Source organism: Pseudomonas sp. GL-B-26 (genome assembly GCF_019947405.1).
GTDB lineage: Bacteria > Pseudomonadota > Gammaproteobacteria > Pseudomonadales > Pseudomonadaceae > Aquipseudomonas.
Window position 1 is genome coordinate 157311 of sequence record NZ_JAGYGJ010000005.1, and the last position, 19242, is coordinate 176552.

Below are 19242 nucleotides of genomic sequence, written 5' to 3' on the forward strand. Positions count from 1 at the left end.
ACGGCCCGCCTTTTGGCGGGCCGTTGTGTTTGGGATACGTGATACGAGTGGCAAGGGACGCGCCGCTAGCGTACAAATTGCGGTTATTGACCACCCGGCTCTAAGGCTGACAATGCGACTGGCTTTCCCTACTTTATTGTTCACTGCCGTAGCCCTGTTGTTGGGCGCCGCAGGCGTGAATGCCGCACCGCAACATGCGTTGACCGTGTACGGTGAACCGGCGAAGTATCCTGCCGGCTTTAGTCATTTTGCCTACACGAACCCGCAAGCCCCCAAGGGCGGCACAATGCGCCGCTCGGCAATCGAAATCGGTCATTTCGATCATATGTTGCCTTACATCGACAAAGGCATTGGCGTCACACAGATCGACGGCCTGCTTTACTCGCCCCTCGCCCAGCGTTCGCTGGACGAGCCTTACACCGTGTACGGCCTGGTGGCTCAGAAGATGGAGCGCTCGGACGACGGTTTGTTCTTGCGCTTCTACCTGAACCCCAAAGCCCGTTTTGCAGACGGCAAACCGATCACGGCCGAAGACGTTCGTTACACCTTCGACCTGTTGATGACCCAGGGCAGCCTGCGTTATCGCACCCAATTTGCCGACGTTAAAGGCGTCGAAGTGGAATCACCCCTGACGGTTCGGTTCGACTTGAAAAGCAATGAAAACCGTACCCTGCCCCTTGATATCGCGACCCTGCCGGTGTTTCCCGAGCATTGGTGGAAGACGCGCGACTTCGCCAATGGTGGCGGTTACGAGCCACCTTTGGGCAGCGGCCCCTACAGGGTGAGCAAGGTCGACTCCGGTCGCAGCATCACCTTCGAGCGCAATGCCGATTGGTGGGGCAAGGATTTACCGGTCAGCCGCGGCCTCTACAACTTCGATCGTTTCAGCATCGAGTACTTCGGCGATACCGACGTCGCCCGTCAGGTCCTGCGCGGCGGAGCCTACGACTACAACCGCGAATTCTCCGCCACCGCTTACTCCATCGGCTACGACGGCCCGGCCCTGAGCGACGGGCGCCTGCAAAAGGCGCATCTGGCAACCCAAGCCCCCCAACCGGCTCAGGGCTTTGTGTTCAACCTGCAAAACCCGTTGTTCCAGGACCGACGAGTGCGTCAGGCGCTGGTCATGCTCTGGGATTTCGAGTGGAGCAACCGGCAGATGATGCGCGATATGTACATCCGCCAGCAGAGCTTCTTTTCCAACACCGACCTCGCCGCCCGACAACTGCCGGACGCCGGCGAACTGGCGATTCTCGAACCGCTGCGAGGGCAGATCCCCGACGAAGTTTTCAGCCAGGTTTTCCAGGCACCGAAAACCGATGGCAGTGGCCTGATACGCGACAAACAGTTGCAGGCACTCGATTTGCTCGAACAGGCCGGCTGGAAACCCGATGGAGATCAACTGGTCAACGCCGAAGGCACGTCATTGAGTTTCACTTTCCTGGTCAGCCAGAACGGTATGGACCGATTGCTGCTGCCTTATAAGCGCACCCTGAAACAGATCGGCATCGACATGAACATCCGCCGCATCGACTCGTCCCAATACGTGAATCGTCTGATGAGCCGCGACTACGACATGATCGTCACCGGCTACCCGGTCACGACTTCGCCCGGGGGCGAACTGCTCAATTATTTCGGCTCGGTCTCGGCCAACGACCCTGGCGCCAATAACTACATGGTGTTGAAAAATCCGGCGGTCGACACACTGATCGCCGGATTGATTCGCGCCACCACCCAACCCGAAATGCTGCACTACGCCCACGCGCTGGACCGGGTGCTGCAATGGAACTACTACTGGATTCCCAACTATTACCCGCCGGGCAGCTCCACCGTGTGGTGGAATCGTTTCGGCAGGCCCAACGAACAGGCGAGCAATGACGAAGCCATCGAGAGCTGGTGGGAAATCAGCACCACGCCGCTGACCAACCAACAGATGACCGCTGAGCAAATCAGCCGTGGCAAACCCGGAGGGCCGCACTGATGTGGGCTTACATACTGCGGCGTCTGCTGCTGATCATTCCGACGCTGGTGATCATTCTTCTGGTCAACTTCATCATCGTCCAGGCCGCGCCGGGCGGCCCGGTGGAACAGGCCATCGCGCACTTGCAAGGCATCGGCGGCGCGAGTGTCGGCGGTGGTTCCGGCGAACGCATGTCCGGCACCTCCCGATCCAGCCGCGGCCTCGACCCGCAACTGATCAAGGACATCGAAAAGCAATACGGCTTCGACAAACCAGCACACGAACGCCTGTGGCTGATGCTCACCAGTTATGCGCGCCTGGACTTCGGCAAGAGCTTTTTCCGCGGCGCGACCGTCACCGACCTGATCCTGGAAAAAATGCCGGTGACTATTTCCCTTGGGCTTTGGGCGACGCTGATCACCTACCTGGTGTCGATTCCTTTGGGCATCCGCAAGGCCGTGCACCACGGCAGCCACTTCGATATCTGGAGCAGCACCGCGATCGTCATCGGCTACGCCATGCCGGCGTTCCTGTTCGCGATGTTCCTGATCGTGGTCTTCGCCGGCGGTACCTCGCTAAACTGGTTCCCGGTGCGGGGGCTGGTCTCGGACAACTTCGAATCGCTGTCGACCGTGGGCAAAATCGCCGATTACTTCTGGCACCTGGTATTGCCGGTGACAGCGCTGGTGATCGGCGGGTTCGCCACGCTGACCATTCTGACCAAGAACTCCTTCCTCAATGAAATCACGCGCCAGTACGTGGTCACCGCCCGCGCCAAGGGTCTGAGCGAACGCCGAGTGCTCTACGGTCATGTGTTTCGCAACGCCATGCTGTTGGTGGTCTCGGGGATTCCTCAAGCGTTTATCAGCGTATTTTTTGCCGGTTCCCTGCTAATCGAAGTGATCTTCTCCCTCGACGGCCTGGGTCGCATGAGTTACGAGGCCGCGGTTTCACGCGACTATCCGGTGGTGTTCGGTTCGCTGTTCATCTTCACGCTGTTCGGTCTCTTGATAAAACTGGTCGGTGACCTCTGCTACACCCTCGTCGACCCGCGCATCGACTTCGCCGCGAGGAACGCCTGATGTTCAAGCTCTCGCCGTTAGGTCGTCGTCGTTTCGAGCGATTCAAGAAAAACCGTCGCGGCTGGTGGTCGCTGTGGCTGTTTGTCGGTCTGTTCCTGCTGACCCTCGGTGGCGAGCTGATCGCCAACGACAAACCGCTGATCGTCAGCTACCAGGGATCCCTCTACTTCCCGGCCCTGAAGCGCCATACCGAGCAGGAGTTTGGCGGGCAGCTGCCGTTCCAGGCCGATTACCGCAGCGATTATGTGCAAAAACTGATTCACCAGGACGGTGGCTGGCTGCTGTTCCCGCCAATCCCCTTCAGCGACGACACCCCGAACTATGACCTCAACCAACCGGCGCCGAGCCCTCCGACCAAGGTCAACTGGCTGGGCACCGACGATCAGGCGCGGGATGTGTTGGCCCGAGTGATTTTCGGTGCACGGGTGTCGATCCTGTTTGCCTTGATGCTGACTTTTGTCAGCGCACTGATCGGCATCGCTGCCGGCGCCCTGCAAGGCTATTACGGTGGCTGGGTCGACCTGATCGGCCAACGGTTGCTGGAGGTTTGGTCGGGGCTGCCGGTGCTGTACCTGCTGATCATCCTGTCGGGTTTCGTCGAGCCGAATTTCTGGTGGCTGCTGGGGATCATGGCGCTGTTTTCCTGGCTGGCCCTGGTCGACGTGGTGCGCGCCGAGTTTCTGCGCGGGCGCAACCTGGAATACGTCAAAGCCGCCCGTGCGCTGGGCCTGACCGACCGTAAAGTCATCGTCCGGCACATCCTGCCCAACGCAATGAACGCGACACTGAGTTATCTGCCGTTCATTCTGACTGGGGCAATCTCGACCCTCACGGCACTGGACTTCCTCGGTTTCGGCATGCCCGCCGGCAGTGCATCGCTGGGCGAGTTGATCGGTCAAGGCAAGCAGAACCTGCAAGCGCCGTGGTTGGGATTGACGGCGTTTTTCACCCTGGCGCTGATTCTTTCTTTACTGGTGTTTATCGGGGAGGCGTTACGTGACGCTTTCGACCCGAGATCATGACGCGGACGGCTGATATGAGTAACAACCTGATCGAAATCCGTGACCTGCGCGTCGCCTTTAGCGGCCAGGCCGTGGTGCGCAATCTGTGCCTGGACATCCGCCCCGGTGAATGCCTGGCACTGGTGGGCGAGTCGGGCTGCGGCAAGTCGGTGACCGCTCACTCGATCCTGCAACTGCTGCCCGAGACCGGTACCGAAACCACGGGCAGTATTCGCTACCGTGGCCGGGAGCTGGTCGGCGCTTCGTCCAAGGTGCTGCGAGAACTGCGGGGTAACCGCATCGCGATGATCTTCCAGGAGCCGATGACCTCGCTCAACCCGCTGCACAGCATCGAAAAGCAGATCGGCGAAACCCTGCTGTTGCACAAAGGCCTGGCCGGCAAAGCGGCGCAAGCGCGGATTCTCGAGTTGCTGCATCTGGTCGGTATTCAGAAGCCCAAAGAGCGGCTCAAGGCCTATCCCCATCAATTGTCCGGCGGCCAGCGGCAACGGGTAATGATCGCCATGGCCCTGGCCTGCGAACCGGAGTTGCTGATCGCCGACGAGCCGACCACCGCGCTGGACGTGACAGTGCAGCGCAAGATCCTGCTGCTGCTCAAATCCCTGCAACAGCGTCTCGGCATGTCGCTGCTGCTGATCAGCCACGACCTCAATCTGGTGCGCAGCATTGCCCAACGAGTCTGCGTGATGAAGGCCGGAGAAATCGTCGAGCAGGCACCTTGCGAGACGCTGTTTACCGAACCGAAACATCCTTATAGCTGCGTGCTTCTGAACGCCGAACCGGAAGGTGAAGCGCTGCCCCGGGACGAGCGCGAGAACGTGCTGGAAGTCGATAATCTGCGCGTTCAGTTTGCCCTCGGTGGCGGGCTGTTTCAACGCAAGACCTACCTGAAGGCCGTGGACGGCATCAGCCTGAACATTCAACGCGGCAAGACGCTGGGTATTGTGGGCGAATCCGGCTCCGGCAAGTCGACGCTGGGTCAGGCGATCCTGCGCTTGCTCGATTCCGAAGGCGGCATTCGCTTTCAGGGTGAAGCGCTGGATGGCCTGACGCAAAAACAGCTGAGGCCGTGGCGCAAGAAAATGCAGGTGGTGTTTCAGGATCCGTTCGGCAGTCTCAGCCCGCGGATGTCCGTGGCGCAGATCATCAGCGAAGGCCTTGAGGTGCATAGCCAGTTGACGGCTGACGAATGCAAAGCCGAGGTAATTCGGGCATTGGAGGAAGTCGGACTTGATCCGCAAAGCCGTCATCGCTACCCGCACGAGTTTTCCGGCGGCCAACGCCAACGCATCGCCATCGCCCGGGCGCTGGTGCTGAAACCGGCGCTGATCCTGCTGGACGAACCAACCTCGGCACTGGATCGCACGGTGCAAAAACAAGTGGTCGCCCTGCTCCGCCAGCTTCAGGAAAAACACGGTTTGACCTACCTGTTCATCAGCCACGACCTGGCAGTGGTCCGCGCACTGGCTCACGACATGATCGTGATCAAGGACGGAAAAGTGGTGGAAAGCGGTGCCAGCCACGACGTGTTCGATTCGCCGCAGCATCCGTATACCAAAGAGCTGTTAGCGGCAGCGCATCCTGGAGCCGTCCGATGAACACCACCGAAAGCCTCAAGGACTATCAGCGCGTTCGCCTGCTGGCGATCCGTTCCTTGTTCGAGATCATCGAGCAGTCCAGCGAAGGCACGGTGATTGTCGACCGCGATGCGAACATCGTCTGGATGAACGAGCGTTATGCCCGACGCTTCGGCCTGGAATCGGCGGAAGTGGCGATCGGCAAGGCCTGCGAAAGCGTGATCCCCGGCAGCCTGTTGCGCGAGGTGGTGCGCACCGGTCGGCCGATTTTGCTCGACATGCAGGACACCCCCAAAGAACCGCTGGTGGTGATGCGCCTACCGATTCACGACGACGCCGGCGTGGTGATCGGCGCCATCGGGTTTGCGCTGTTCGACGAATTGCGCAGCCTCTCGCCGATGCTCAAGCGCTACATGAGCATGCAGGAAGAACTGGCCTCCACCCGCTCGCTGTTGCGAGCGCGGCAGACCAAGTACAACTTCGCGCACTTTATCGGTACCAGCGCCGCCAGCCTCGAAGTCAAGCGCCGTGCCCGACGCAGTGCCAGCGCCGAGTCCCCAGTGTTGCTGCTCGGTGAAACCGGCACCGGCAAAGAGCTGCTGGCCCAGGCGATCCACGGCGCTTCGCCGCGCGCGCACAAAGCCTTTGTCAGCATCAACAGCGCGGCGATTCCCGAATCGTTGCTGGAAGCGGAATTCTTCGGTACCGCGCCCGGCGCGTTTACCGGTGCTGATCGCAAGGGTCGCACCGGCAAGTTGCAGATTGCTCAGGGCGGCACCCTGTTTCTCGATGAAATCGGCGACATGCCGTTGCCACTGCAAAGCAAACTGCTGCGGGTACTGCAGGAGAAAGAATTCGAGCCGGTGGGTTCCAACGAAGTGATCCAGAGCGATGTGCGGGTGATTGCCGCGACCTCCACGGATTTGCAAGCTGCGATCAAACGCGGTGAATTTCGCGCCGATCTGTATTACCGCCTCAACGTGCTGCCGATCCAGGTCCCACCGCTGCGTGATCGACTCGACGATCTCCCGGCGCTCAGTGAAGCCATTTTGGAAGAACTGCGCAGTCAGCACGAATTGAACCGCGAAGCCCTGGAACTGCTGGGTCAACATGCCTGGCCGGGGAATATTCGTGAGCTGCGCAATGTGCTGGAGCGTGCGGCGCTGCTCAGTGATGACTTGATGTTGAGTGCCACAGATATCCGCGCGGCGATTGGTACGTTCACACCCGTAGAGCGCGTGACGCCGGTAACGATTGAGCCGGTTGCGCATGAGACTTTCAGTGAGGCTCGAGAGCGGTTTGATCGGCAGTTGATTGAAGCCGCCCTCGAGCAATGCGGCGGGAAGGTTGTTGAAGCCGCGGCGCGGTTGGGGCTGGGGCGGTCGACGTTGTACAAGAAAATGGTGGCTCTGGGGATTGCAGAGTCTCCATAAAGAGACACAGGTCTCTATTGTTAGACGCGGCCTCGGGAGCGCTGCGCGCTCTTCGCGAGCAAGCCCGCTCCCACATTTCTACCGAGTCGTTCAAAAGAATGCGGTCAAATGTGGGAGCGGGCTTGCTCGCGAAAGGGCCTGCCCTGTCAGAAAAAGTCTCAAAATAGAGATAAACATTCTAGAACCAATGCTCAACTCAAAAAATATCCTTATATTTCAATACGTTGAATGCATGGCACGAAACTCGCTAAAGCCCTCTCCCACAACAGTTCCACCCTAAAAAAATAACAATCCAGGAGACACACCATGAGTGTGATCATTGCCTTGGCAGCCCTCACGCTGCTAATGCTCGCGGCTTACCGTGGCTACAGCGTTATCCTCTTCGCCCCGATTGCCGCCCTCGGCGCCGTGCTGCTCACCGACCCTTCCGCCGTCGCCCCCGCTTTCACCGGGGTGTTCATGGAGAAAATGGTCGGCTTCATCAAACTGTATTTCCCGGTGTTCCTGCTCGGTGCAGTGTTCGGCAAGCTGATCGAGCTGTCGGGCTTTTCGCGCTCCATCGTCGCAGCGGCGATTCGCCTCCTTGGCACGAGTCAGGCGATGCTGGTGATCGTACTGGTCTGCGCCCTGCTGACTTACGGCGGCGTGTCGCTGTTCGTGGTGGTATTCGCGGTCTACCCGTTTGCCGCTGAAATGTTCCGCCAGAGCAATATTCCCAAGCGACTGATCCCGGCGACCATCGCCCTCGGTGCCTTCTCGTTCACCATGGACGCCCTGCCCGGCACCCCGCAAATCCAGAACATCATCCCCAGCACCTTCTTCAACACCACCGCCTGGGCCGCGCCCTGGCTGGGCCTGATCGGCGCGATCTTCGTGGTCTGCGCCGGCATGCTGTTTCTGCAGCGCCAGCGCAACAAGGCGCAGCACGCCGGTGAAGGGTATGGCACCGATCTGCGCAATGAGCCGGAAACCGCTGCCGACATCAAACTGCCCAACCCGTGGATCGCCGTGTCGCCGCTGCTGGCCGTCGGCATCATGAACCTGCTGTTCACCCAGTGGATTCCGCAGTGGTACGGCAAGACCCACAGCCTCGCGCTGCCGGGCATGGCCGCGCCGGTGACCACCGACATCGCCAAGCTCACGGCGATCTGGGCCGTTCAGGCAGCCTTGCTGGTCGGCATCATCATGGTGCTGGTATTCGGCTTCCAGGCCATTCGCGGCAAGTTGGCCGAAGGCAGTCGAAGCTCAGTCAGCGGTTCGTTGCTGGCGGCGATGAACACCGCGTCGGAGTACGGCTTTGGTGCGGTGATCGCCTCCTTGCCGGGCTTCCTGGTATTGGCCGACTGGCTCAAAAGCATTCCCAATCCGCTGGTCAACGAAGCGATCACCGTGACCCTGCTGGCCGGCATCACCGGTTCTGCATCGGGCGGTATGAGCATTGCGCTGGCGGCCATGGCCAATGACTTCATCGCCGCCGCCCACGCCGCCAACATCCCGCTGGAAGTGCTGCACCGGGTGGCCGCGATGGCCAGTGGCGGCATGGACACCCTGCCACATAACGGCGCAGTGATTACCTTGCTGGCGGTCACCGGCCTGACCCACCGCGAAGCCTACAAAGACATTTTCTGTATTACGCTGATCAAGACCCTGGCGGTTTTTGTGGTGATCGGTACTTTCTACGCCACTGGCATTGTGTGAGGTATTCATGACGACTCTTTCGGGCAAGACTGCACTGGTCACCGGTTCCACCAGCGGCATCGGCCTGGGCATCGCCCTCAGCCTCGCCAAGGCTGGCGCCAATCTGATCCTCAACGGTTTCGGTGATGCATCCAAAGTGATTGCCGAGGTGGAGCTGCTCAATAACAAAAGCGGTGGCAAGGTCGGCCATCACCCGGCCGATGTCAGCGACCCGGCGCAAATCGCCGACATGATTGCCTACGCCGAGCGTGAGTTCGGCGGCGTGGACATCCTGGTCAACAACGCCGGTATTCAGCATGTGGCGCCGGTGGAAGACTTCCCGGTAGAGCGTTGGGATTCGATCATTGCGATCAACCTGTCGTCGGTATTCCACAGCACCCGTTTGAGCCTGCCAGGCATGCGCGCCAAAGGTTGGGGACGGATCATCAACATCGCCTCGGTGCACGGCCAGGTCGGCTCCGTGGGCAAAGCTGCATACGTGGCGGCCAAGCATGGGGTGATCGGTTTGACCAAGGTGGTGGGTCTGGAAACCGCCACCACCAACGTCACCTGCAACGCCATCTGCCCGGGCTGGGTGTTGACGCCACTGGTGCAGAAGCAGATTGATGATCGCATCGCCAAAGGGATCGACCCGCAACAGGCGCAGCATGATTTGCTGGCCGAGAAACAGCCTTCCCTGGAGTTTGTGACGCCGCCACAATTGGGCGAACTGGTGCTGTTTTTGTGCAGTGAGGCCGGTAGCCAGGTGCGTGGCGCGGCGTGGAATATCGATGGTGGGTGGTTGGCGCAGTAACCACCAGCAGACACCTGTGGCGAGGGGGCTTGCCCCCGTTCGGCTGCGCAGCAGTCGTAAAATGGTTGGCGCTACTATTTTCAGGACGGCTTCGCCGCCAAACGGGGGCAAGCCCCCTCGCCACAAAAGCCAGTGCGCATACACATAAGAAAGAAGAGGCAAGCCATGTCCGACATCCTCTGGCAACCCAGCGCCAAGCGCATCGGCAAGACCCGCATGGAGGCCTTTCGGCGCTTCATCAATCAGCGACACAACCTCCACGTCGACGACTACCCTGCCCTGCATCAATGGTCCATCGATCAGCGGGTCGCGTTCTGGCAGGCCATCGTCGATTTCTTCGACATCCGTTTCCACGATCAACCGGACGCTGTGCTGGTTGAGGGCGCGCAAATGCCCAGCGCCCAATGGTTTCCCGGCGCCACCCTGAACTTCGCCGAACACCTGATGCGCCGTCGCGACGATGCCGTGGCGGTCATTGCCATCGGCGAGAACGGCCAGCGTGAACACCTGACCTGGGCAGAACTGGCCGAGCATGTCGCCGGGTTTCAGAACAGCTTGAAAGCCGCCGGTGTCGGCCTCGGTGACCGCGTCGCGGCGTGCATGCCCAATACCTGGCAAACCCTCGTGGCGATGCTCGGCACCACCAGTTTGGGAGCGATCTGGTCCTGCTCTTCGCCGGACTTCGGCACCCAGGGTGTAATCGACCGTTTCGGCCAGATCGAGCCCAAAGTGCTGATCACCTGCGCCGGTTACCGCTATGCCGGCAAGGACATCGACCAGACCGCCAAGGTCAATGAAATCCTTGAACGCCTGCCGTCCTTGCAGCAGTTGATTGTCGTGCCTTACGCCCGGCCGCAAGCGCGCATCGAACACTTCCATACCCGGGCCAACGTGACGCTCTGGGATGATTTCTACGACGCTGGCGGCGAGCCGGATTTCGTTCCCGTGCCCTTCGCGCATCCGCTGTACATCCTCTATTCCAGCGGCACCACCGGCGTGCCGAAATGCATCATTCACAGCACTGGCGGCGTGTTGCTGCAACACGTCAAGGAACACGGACTGCATTGCGATCTCGGTTCCGGTGACCGGTTGTTCTACTACACCACGTGCGGCTGGATGATGTGGAATTGGCTGGTCTCGGCGCTGGCCGTGGACAGCGCGGTGGTGTTGTACGACGGCTCGCCATTTCATCCCGCCCCCGAGCGGCTGATCGACCTGATCGACGACGAATGCATCAGTGTCTTTGGCACCAGCCCCAAGTACCTCGCGACCCTGGAAAGCAGCGGCATCAAACCTCGCGAAAGCCATGACCTGAGCAGCCTCAAAACCCTGCTCTGCACCGGCTCCGCGTTGTCGCCGCAGAGTTACGACTACGTCTACCGCGACTTCAAGGCTGACCTGTGCCTGGCCTCTATGTCCGGCGGCACCGACATCGTTTCGTGCTTTGTGAACAGCAATCCGCTACAACCGGTACGCCGTGGCGAGATACAAGGCAAAAGCCTGGGCATGGCGGTGGAGGTCTGGAACGACAACGGCCAGCCGGTGATCGGCGAAAAAGGTGAGCTGGTGTGCACCCGCCACTTCCCGGCAATCCCCATCGGGTTCTGGAATGATCCTCAGCAGGAAAAGCTTCGCACCTCGTATTTCAGTCAGTTCCCCGGCGTCTGGGCCCAAGGCGATTACGCGGAACAATTGCCCCACGGCGGGATGATGATCCACGGACGCTCCGACGCTGTGCTCAACCCCGGCGGTGTGCGCATCGGCACCGCGGAAATCTACCGTCAGGTGGAGAAAGTCCCACAGGTTCTGGACAGCGTGGCCATCGGTCAGCAATGGCAGGATGACGTACGGGTGGTGCTGTTCGTGCGGTTGCGCGAGGGCGTCGAGCTGGACGAAGCACTGCAGCAACAGATCCGCCAGGTCATCCGCGCCAACACCACGCCACGGCATGTACCGGCGAAGATTGTCGCGGTGACGGACATTCCACGGACGATCAGTGGCAAGGTTGTCGAGTTGGCCGTGCGAAATGTAGTGCACGGGCAGAAGGTGAAGAACACCGATGCCTTGGCCAATCCCGAGGCGCTGGAACAATTCCGCAATCGCCCCGAACTCCTTGATTGACAGAGATCAAGTGTGGGAGCGGGCTTGCTCGCGAAAGCGGTGTGTCAGTCGACATCTACATTGATTGTTAAACCGCTTTCGCGAGCAAGCCCGCTCCCACAGGAGTTGCACATCAGTCCATGAGCCCCCATTCGCCCGGCGGCGCATGGAGGCCTGGTGATGCTTCGGCGTGCAGCTTCAGCCGCAGGCGCAAATTGTTCACCGAATCCGCATGCTTCAACGCTTCCTCCTCATCGATAGACCCTTCTGCGACCAACTCGAATAGCGCACCGTCAAACGTCTGCATCCCCAGCTCCACAGACTTCTCCATGATTCCCTTGAGCTCTGAAAACTCATTGCGCCGGATCAAGTCGCCGACGGTCGGGGTCCCGATCATCACTTCCACCGCCGCCCGTCGCTGACCGTCACGGGTATGCACCAACCGCTGGGAAACGAAGGCCTTGAGGTTGTTGCCCAGATCATGAAGCAGCTGCGGCCGGCGTTCTTCGGGGAAGAAATTGATGATGCGGTCCAGCGCCTGATGAGCGTTGTGGGCATGCAGGGTGGAGATAACCAGATGACCGGTATCGGCAAACGCCAGCGCATGCTCCATCGTCTCGCGGTCACGGATTTCGCCGATCAGCACCACGTCCGGTGCCTGGCGCAGGGTATTTTTCAAAGCGGCGTGAAAACTGCGGGTGTCGACGCCGACTTCGCGCTGGTTGATGATCGATTTTTTGTGCCTATGGATGTACTCGACCGGGTCCTCGATGGTGATGATGTGGCCACTGCTATGGCGATTGCGGTAGTCAATCAACGCTGCCAGCGAAGTTGACTTGCCCGAGTCAGTAGCGCCGACGAACAGCATCAGTCCTTGTTTGAGCATCACCGTTTCGAGCAGCACCGGCGGCAGCTTGAGGTCTTCGAAACGCGGAATGTCGAGTTTGATATTGCGCGCCACGATCGACACATCGTTGCGTTGTTTGAAGATATTGACCCGAAAGCGCCCGACACCGGTCAAAGAGATCGCCAGGTTCATCTCCAGCTCCCGATCGAACTCCAGACGCTGTTCGGCGTCCATGATGGACGCGGCAACGGCCGCGACTTCTCCCGGCTTGAACGGCTGATCGGCCAAGGGTTTAAGCACACCCTCGAACCGTGCGCTGGGTGGCGCACCGGTAGACAGATAAAGATCGGAGCCATTCTGGCTGGCCAGGAGCCTTAACAGTGCATCGATTTCCATGGCAAAAAGCACCCGCGAAGCATTCAATGAATAAAAATGACCCAAAAAGGGTCATACAGCGTCTTCTGCGGTACAAGGATAGTTGACACCGCTACACCGACTTAAATGCAGGACATCTAGATGAACGCATCACCGACCGGCAGCGATGCCCAGGCCTTGATTGCCCGACTAGACTGGAGACGCAGCCCGCTGGGCGCGGCCAGTACCTGGCCACAAAGCCTGCGAACCGCCGTGGATATCGTGATTCATTCGCCGATGCCCATGCTATTGCTGTGGGGGCCGCAGCTCACGCAGATCTACAACGACGGCTTCGCCCTGCTGGCCGGCAGCAAGCATCCACACGCATTCGGACAGCCGACACACCTGATCTGGCCAGAGTTAAAAGACTTTACCGACCCCATTTACAGCGCCGTCCTACAAGGACAGGTACGGACCTACAGCGAACAGCGCTTCACCTTGCAACGCAATGGCCATGATTCCGACTTCTGGCTGGACCTGACCTACAGCCCCATCCGCGATGAAAGCGCCCAGGTCGCCGGGATTCTGGTGACCGCCATCGAAACCAACGAACGCCGACGCATCGCCCTCGAACTCGAGCAGCGTTCGGCCGCCAGCCTCAAGGCCCAGCACGAAACCGAGGAGCGTCTGCAACTGGCCCTCGCGGCCACCGACGCCGTCGGCACCTGGGACTGGGACATAAACGAAGACCGCTTCATTGCCGACGCCCACTTCGCCCAGTTACACGGTATCGACCCGCTGCTCGCCAATCAGTTGCCCATCAGCGCCTACCTTCAGGGGGTGCACCCGGAAGACCGCGCCATGGTCGCCCGCAGCATCAAGCACTCCATCACCCACGGCACCGAGTACGCCGAGGAATATCGCCTGCTGCAAGCCGACGGTCAGCTGCGCTGGGTGTTTGCCCGGGGTCGTTGCTACAAGGACCACCATGGCCGGCCGATCCGCTTCCTCGGCGCCGCCCTGGACCTGACCGAACGCAAACACACAGAACAAGCCTTGCGGCAAAGTCAGACCGAGCTGCAACTGATCATCAACGCCATGCCGATCCTGATCAGCTACGTGGACAGCGAGGAACGCTTTCGCCTGAACAATGCGGCCTACCTCGACTGGTACGGGCTGACGCCTCAGGAGCTCTTTGGCAAAACCATCCGTGAAGTACTGGGTGACGAAGCCTATGCCTTGCGCGCCGAATACATCGCCCAGGCACTGTCCGGCAAGCCTTGTAGTTTCAGCATCCGCACCCCGCACCGTGACGGCAGTATCCGACATGCCCTGATGAACTACTTGCCGCGCCACGGTGCGGATGGTGCGGTCAATGGTTTCTATATCTTTGTGATCGACGAAACCGAGCGCAAACAGACCGAAGAAGCCCTGCGCAATCTCAACGAAACGCTCGAGGAACGGGTCGCCGCCCGCACCCAACAATTGGCTGAATCCAACCAGCGACTGCAGAACGAGATGTTCGAACGCGAACGCGCCGAAGAGGCGTTGCGCCATGCGCAGAAGATGGAAGCGCTCGGCCAGCTCACCGGCGGCATCGCCCATGACTTCAACAATATGCTCACCGGGATCATCGGCAGCCTCGACTTGATGCAGCGCTACATCGCCGACGGGCGCGCCGCCGAGGTGGGCCGTTTCACCGAGGCGGCAGTGTCATCGGCCAACCGCGCCGCCGCCCTGACCCATCGCCTGCTGGCGTTTTCCCGGCGTCAGTCACTGGACCGCAAGCCGCTGAACGCCAATGATCTGATCCATTCTCTGGAGGATCTGCTCAGCCGGACCAAAGGCGAGCACATCACGCTCAAACTGCAACTGGCCGAGGACGTCTGGCCGGTCAGCACCGACGTCAGCCAGCTGGAAAATGCCCTGCTCAATCTGGTGATCAACGCCCGGGACGCCATGCCCGATGGCGGCGAGTTGCGGATTGAAACCGCCAACGTTTACCTCGACAGCAGTGACATCAACACCCTGGAACCGGTCAAGGCCGGGGATTATCTGATGATTGCCGTCAGCGACAACGGTAGCGGCATGACACCGTCGGTGCTGGCCAAGGCTTTCGACCCGTTCTTCACCACCAAACCCATCGGCCAGGGCACCGGTCTTGGGCTGTCGATGATCTATGGTTTTGCCCAGCAGTCGGGCGGTCATGTCAGCCTGTTCAGCTTGCCGGGCCAGGGCACCAGCGTTCGTCTGTACCTGCCGCGGCTGCACGCCGCAGAGCCCGAAAACATCCTGATGCCGGTCACCAGCGAAGCGCCGGCCGCGATCGCCGGTGAAACCGTGGTGTTGGTGGAGGACGACCCGGCGGTGCGCATGCTGGTACTCGACCTGCTCAACGAGCTGGGTTATCACGCCCATGAAGCCAAAGACGCGAAGACCGCCCTGCCCCTGCTGGAGTCCGACCTGCGGGTCGATTTGTTGGTCACCGATGTCGGACTGCCGGGAATGAACGGTCGACAATTGGCGGAGATTGCGCGCCAGCACCGCCCCGAACTCAAAGTGCTGTTCATGACCGGTTACGCGGAAAAAGCCGCCGAGCGCCAGGGCTTCCTGGAAGAAGGCATGGACATGGTGGCCAAGCCCTTTTCCATTGACCTGCTGGCCAACAAGATTCGCGCGATGATCGGCCAACCGGACTGAGTTAAGGCATAATCGCGCGCCCCGCTGGCACCAACATAGCCACCACCGTTGCAAGGTACTGCCCATGAAAGCTCAAGCCCGCCATATTCTGGTGAAAACCTCGGAAGAAGCCGAACAGCTCAAACAACGCATCGCCAAGGGCGAAGCCTTCGATGTGCTGGCCAAGAAGTATTCCACCTGCCCGTCCGGCAAACGCGGCGGCGACCTGGGTGAAGTGCGGCCAGGGCAGATGGTCGGGGTCATCGATGCCGTGATCTTCAAAAAACCGTTGCGGGTTGTGCACGGACCGATCAAGAGCAAGTTCGGCTATCACCTGGTGCAGGTGTTTTACCGGGATTAACGGGTTGGCTGAGGGCCCTGTGGCGAGGGGGCTTGCCCCCGTTCGGCTGCGCAGCAGTCGTAAATCCTGCGCTCTCGGTGTGTCAGGTAGGTCAAGGTCACAGGTTTTGGGGCTGCTTCGCAGCCCAACGGGGGCAAGCCCCCTCGCCACAGGGATTGCATTTCAGTTTTTCGGAATGAGTGCTCCCGGCACCTGTATCACCCGACTCGCCAACCGATGCCCCGCTTCAGCAGCCTCAACCGGGCTGCCTCCTTTCAGGCGACTGGCCAAATACGCCGCGCTAAATGAATCCCCCGCCGCCGTGGTGTCCACCACCCGCTCGACCACCTGCGCCGGCACTTCAAACGACTCTCCATCACAACGAATCAAACACGCCTCGGCGCCACGCTTGAGTACCACTTCAGGCGTGCCTATCTGCTCGTAAGCGGCAAACACCGCCTCGCAATCGGAAAAATCAAACAGCGCCTGTTCGTCATCGACGGTCAGCAATGCCAGGTCGACATAGGGCAGAACGCTGCGATAGGCCGCCCGTGCGTCCTCGATCGACGCCCACAAACGTGGCCGGTAATTGTTGTCGAACACGATCCGCGCATCCCGCTGCCGGGCTTCGATCAGGGTTTCCAGCAATTTCTCCCGACCTTGCACACCCAGTACCGCCAGGGTGATGCCACTGAAATACAGCACATCGTAATCCGGCAGCGCCGCCAGGATCGGCGCGGCGGCCGGGGTGGTGAAACAATCGCGGACGGCCGCTTCATTGCGCCAGTAGAGAAAACGCCGTTCGCCGGCAGCGTCAGTCTGGATGCAATACAAGCCGGGCAATCGGCCGGGCAAGCGCTGGACCATGCCCAGCCCGATGCTTTCGTCGGCCCAGCTCTGGCACATGGCATCGCTGAAACTGTCGTCGCCCAGGGCGGTGACGTAATCCACCGTACCGCCCTCACCCAGCTCCCGGGACAGGTAGACCGCCGTGTTCAAGGTATCGCCACCGAAACTCTGTTGCAGGCTGCCGTCGGCGCGTTGCTGCAACTCGATCATGCATTCGCCGATCAGGGCGATGCGCGGGGTGTTGGGGCCGAGGGTGCTGATGGTGTTCATTGTTCGTTCTCAGTCTGTCCGGTGTTTTTGTGGCGTCTGGTCGGCCGTCTTCGCGAGCAAGCCCGCTCCCACATGGGTTATGTGAACACCGGAGATCCAATGTGGGAGCGAGCTTGCTCGCGAATGCCGCGCCTCGGTCTGGAGGGTCAGAAACAGGTTTCCATGGTTTCGATGACATTCAGTTGCTCATCCACCAGACACCCGATACGCCACTTGTCGAACGTCAGGCACGGGTGCGAAGTGCCAAAGGAAATAATGTCCCCCACCCGCAACTCAACCCCCGGCGCCACGGTCATGAACGCATGCTGGTCCATCACCGCCGTCACCTTGCAGGCGCTGACGTCGTCGCCCGTCGCCGGCACCACGCCCGCCTTGTAACGCAACAGCGGCACCGGCAACCCGGCGTCGTAGGCCACGTCGCGTTTACCCAGGGCGATCACCGCAAAGCCCGGTTCCGGCAACGACTGCACGTGAGCCCAGACTTCCAGCGCCGGGCGCAGTCCTTCGTGCAGGTCGCTGCGGCGGTCGAGCACGCAGCATTGAGCTTCTTTATAGATGCCATGGTCGTGAGCTACGTAGCTGCCGGGACGCAGCACACTGAGGAAACGCCCGCCGGCGTTCTGCGCTTCGAAGGATTCAGCGATCAGGTCGTACCAGGCCGAACCAGACGCAGTGATGATCGGCTTGGGAATGGCGAACGCCCCGCTGTCCTGCAACTGCACGGCCAGGCGCACCAAAGAATCAGCGAACGCACGGATGCCGCTCACCGCGTGATCACCGTGAATCACCCCTTCGTAACCTTCGATCCCGGTCAGCGCCAACGCCGGTTGTGCAGCGATGGCCTTGGCCAACGCGACCACTTCGTCTTCCGTGCGGCAACCGCAGCGACCGCCGACCACGCCGTACTCGATCATCACGTTCAAGCGCACACCGCGCGAGGCGAAATACGCGCCGAGGTCAGCGACGTTGTCCGGGTGATCGACCATGCAATGGAAGTCGAAAGTCGGGTCCGTCAGCAGATCGGCGATCAACGCCATGTTCGGCGTACCGACCAATTGGTTGGCCATCAGCACCCGATGCACGCCATGGGCGTAAGCCGCGCGGGTTTGCGTGGCGCTGGCCAGGGTAATGCCCCAGGCACCGGCATCCAGTTGGCGACGAAACAGCGCCGGAGTCATGCTGGTTTTACCGTGCGGCGCCAGTTCCGCGCCGCTGTTGCTGACGAAGTCCTGCATCCAGCGAATGTTGTGTTCCAGCGCTTCGCGGTGCAGCACCAGCGCAGGCAGGCTGACGTCGCGCACCAGATTGGCGCCTGTGTGGGCAAAGCCCTTTTCCACGGTGGCAGTATTTTTGGCAGAAAACATGGTCGAACTCCTCACATTCGCAGCCGCAGGCAGCCGCTGTTATTCGTTGATGCGACGGGCCAGGCTGTTGGCGCTGTCAATCAGCACCCGGCGGTAGTCGTTGTAATTGTTCTTGGCATCGGCCCGTGGGGCGACGATGCACAGGGTCGCAATGGCCACGCCGTTCGGGTCTTTGACCGGGGCGGCGAAGCAGTGGGTAAAGGTGTCGGCAACGCTATCGAAGGAGAAGAAGCCATCGATATCGGCCTGACGGATTTCACCGAGAAACTGTTCAAGCGGCAGGCGTTCACCATTGGGCAGGATGAAGTCGTCGTGATCAATCAGGTCGACGATTTCCTGGTCGCTCAAATGCGCCAGCAGCAGGCGCCCGGAAGCGGTCCAGGGGATCGGCGCGTTCTCGCCGATGTCCGAGGAAATGCGGAAATGCCGCTCGCCCTCTTTCATCAAGGCCACGGTGTATTTTCGTCCGTTGAGCAGGCACATCTGCGCGGTTTCGCGGGTCTGGCTGACGATTTCCTGCAAGGCGTGATCGGCCTCGCGGGTCAGGTCGAAATGGCGTAAATGTGCTTGCCCGAGGAAGTACAGCTGACGGCCGAGGTAGACGTGACCGTCCTTGCCCACGGCCTCCAGAATCCGTCGCTCCAGCAGGGAGGCAACCAATTCGTAGACTGTGGATTTCGGGCTGCCGATGCCGCTGGCGATTTCGTTCGGGCGCAGGGGCTTGCCGACTTCCTTGAGGAAATCGAGGATATCGAACGCCCGGTCCAGACCGCGAGCCCGGCGCTTGATGGTGTCTTCGGTCATTGCTTCAGGTTCCCATTCAAAGTGGCCGGGAGTTTAACCAGAGTGCAGCGGCGACTGTTAGGCCGCTTTC

General features: G+C 60.5%; 14 protein-coding genes. 10 read left to right on the top strand and 4 right to left on the bottom strand.

What is annotated here, in order from left to right; translation table 11 throughout:
• The first annotated feature begins 112 nt into the window (after positions 1-112).
• The 8 genes from KGB23_RS05385 to KGB23_RS05420 all read left to right on the top strand — a co-directional run bounded on the left by KGB23_RS05385 (position 113) and on the right by KGB23_RS05420 (position 11686).
• Complete coding sequence (locus KGB23_RS05385; protein ID WP_223430203.1) at positions 113-1981, top strand: extracellular solute-binding protein; 1869 nt, start codon at positions 113-115, stop codon at positions 1979-1981.
• Positions 1981-3042, top strand: a complete 1062-nt coding sequence (locus tag KGB23_RS05390; RefSeq protein ID WP_123368175.1) for a microcin C ABC transporter permease YejB — start codon at positions 1981-1983, stop codon at positions 3040-3042. Before KGB23_RS05385 ends, KGB23_RS05390 begins: the two co-directional genes overlap by 1 nt.
• Entirely contained in the window at positions 3042-4064 is a 1023-nt protein-coding gene (locus KGB23_RS05395) for an ABC transporter permease (protein WP_223430204.1), read from the top strand. Before KGB23_RS05390 ends, KGB23_RS05395 begins: the two co-directional genes overlap by 1 nt.
• Positions 4065-4078: 14 nt before the next feature.
• Positions 4079-5662 (top strand): ABC transporter ATP-binding protein, encoded by a 1584-nt coding sequence (locus KGB23_RS05400; RefSeq protein WP_223430205.1) that lies wholly within the window; start codon positions 4079-4081, stop codon positions 5660-5662.
• Positions 5659-7074, top strand: coding sequence for a sigma-54 interaction domain-containing protein (locus KGB23_RS05405; RefSeq protein WP_223430206.1), 1416 nt, complete (start codon positions 5659-5661; stop codon positions 7072-7074). The genes KGB23_RS05400 and KGB23_RS05405 overlap by 4 nt, the downstream gene beginning before the upstream one ends.
• A gap of 306 nt (positions 7075-7380) precedes the next feature.
• The gene (locus KGB23_RS05410) at positions 7381-8772 is read left to right on the top strand and encodes a GntP family permease (protein WP_223430207.1); all 1392 of its coding nucleotides are present in this window, start codon (positions 7381-7383) and stop codon (positions 8770-8772) included.
• A gap of 7 nt (positions 8773-8779) precedes the next feature.
• Complete coding sequence (locus KGB23_RS05415) at positions 8780-9565, top strand: 3-hydroxybutyrate dehydrogenase (RefSeq protein WP_223430208.1); 786 nt, start codon at positions 8780-8782, stop codon at positions 9563-9565.
• A gap of 165 nt (positions 9566-9730) precedes the next feature.
• Entirely contained in the window at positions 9731-11686 is a 1956-nt protein-coding gene (locus tag KGB23_RS05420; RefSeq protein ID WP_223430209.1) for an acetoacetate--CoA ligase, read from the top strand.
• A 112-nt stretch (positions 11687-11798) separates the two neighbouring features.
• On the opposite strand, the gene KGB23_RS05425 is transcribed toward KGB23_RS05420, so the two are convergent.
• Positions 11799-12908, bottom strand: coding sequence for a PilT/PilU family type 4a pilus ATPase (locus KGB23_RS05425; protein WP_223430210.1), 1110 nt, complete (start codon positions 12906-12908; stop codon positions 11799-11801).
• A gap of 120 nt (positions 12909-13028) precedes the next feature.
• Between KGB23_RS05425 and KGB23_RS05430 the strand changes: the two genes are divergently transcribed.
• Together KGB23_RS05430 and KGB23_RS05435 are read left to right on the top strand one after the other, a co-directional pair.
• Positions 13029-15566, top strand: a complete 2538-nt coding sequence (locus KGB23_RS05430) for a PAS domain S-box protein (RefSeq protein ID WP_223430211.1) — start codon at positions 13029-13031, stop codon at positions 15564-15566.
• Between the two features lie 64 nt (positions 15567-15630).
• Complete coding sequence (locus KGB23_RS05435) at positions 15631-15906, top strand: peptidylprolyl isomerase (RefSeq protein ID WP_007898282.1); 276 nt, start codon at positions 15631-15633, stop codon at positions 15904-15906.
• Positions 15907-16068: 162 nt separating this feature from the next.
• On the opposite strand, the gene KGB23_RS05440 is transcribed toward KGB23_RS05435, so the two are convergent.
• The 3 genes from KGB23_RS05440 to KGB23_RS05450 all read right to left on the bottom strand — a co-directional run bounded on the left by KGB23_RS05440 (position 16069) and on the right by KGB23_RS05450 (position 19172).
• Complete coding sequence (locus tag KGB23_RS05440; protein ID WP_223430212.1) at positions 16069-17004, bottom strand: sugar kinase; 936 nt, start codon at positions 17002-17004, stop codon at positions 16069-16071.
• Positions 17005-17150: 146 nt separating this feature from the next.
• Positions 17151-18368: an amino acid deaminase gene (locus KGB23_RS05445; protein WP_150655658.1), complete on the bottom strand. Its 1218-nt coding sequence runs from the start codon at positions 18366-18368 to the stop codon at positions 17151-17153.
• A 39-nt stretch (positions 18369-18407) separates the two neighbouring features.
• Positions 18408-19172: an IclR family transcriptional regulator gene (locus tag KGB23_RS05450; protein WP_150655657.1), complete on the bottom strand. Its 765-nt coding sequence runs from the start codon at positions 19170-19172 to the stop codon at positions 18408-18410.
• Between the last annotated feature and the right edge of the window lie 70 nt (positions 19173-19242).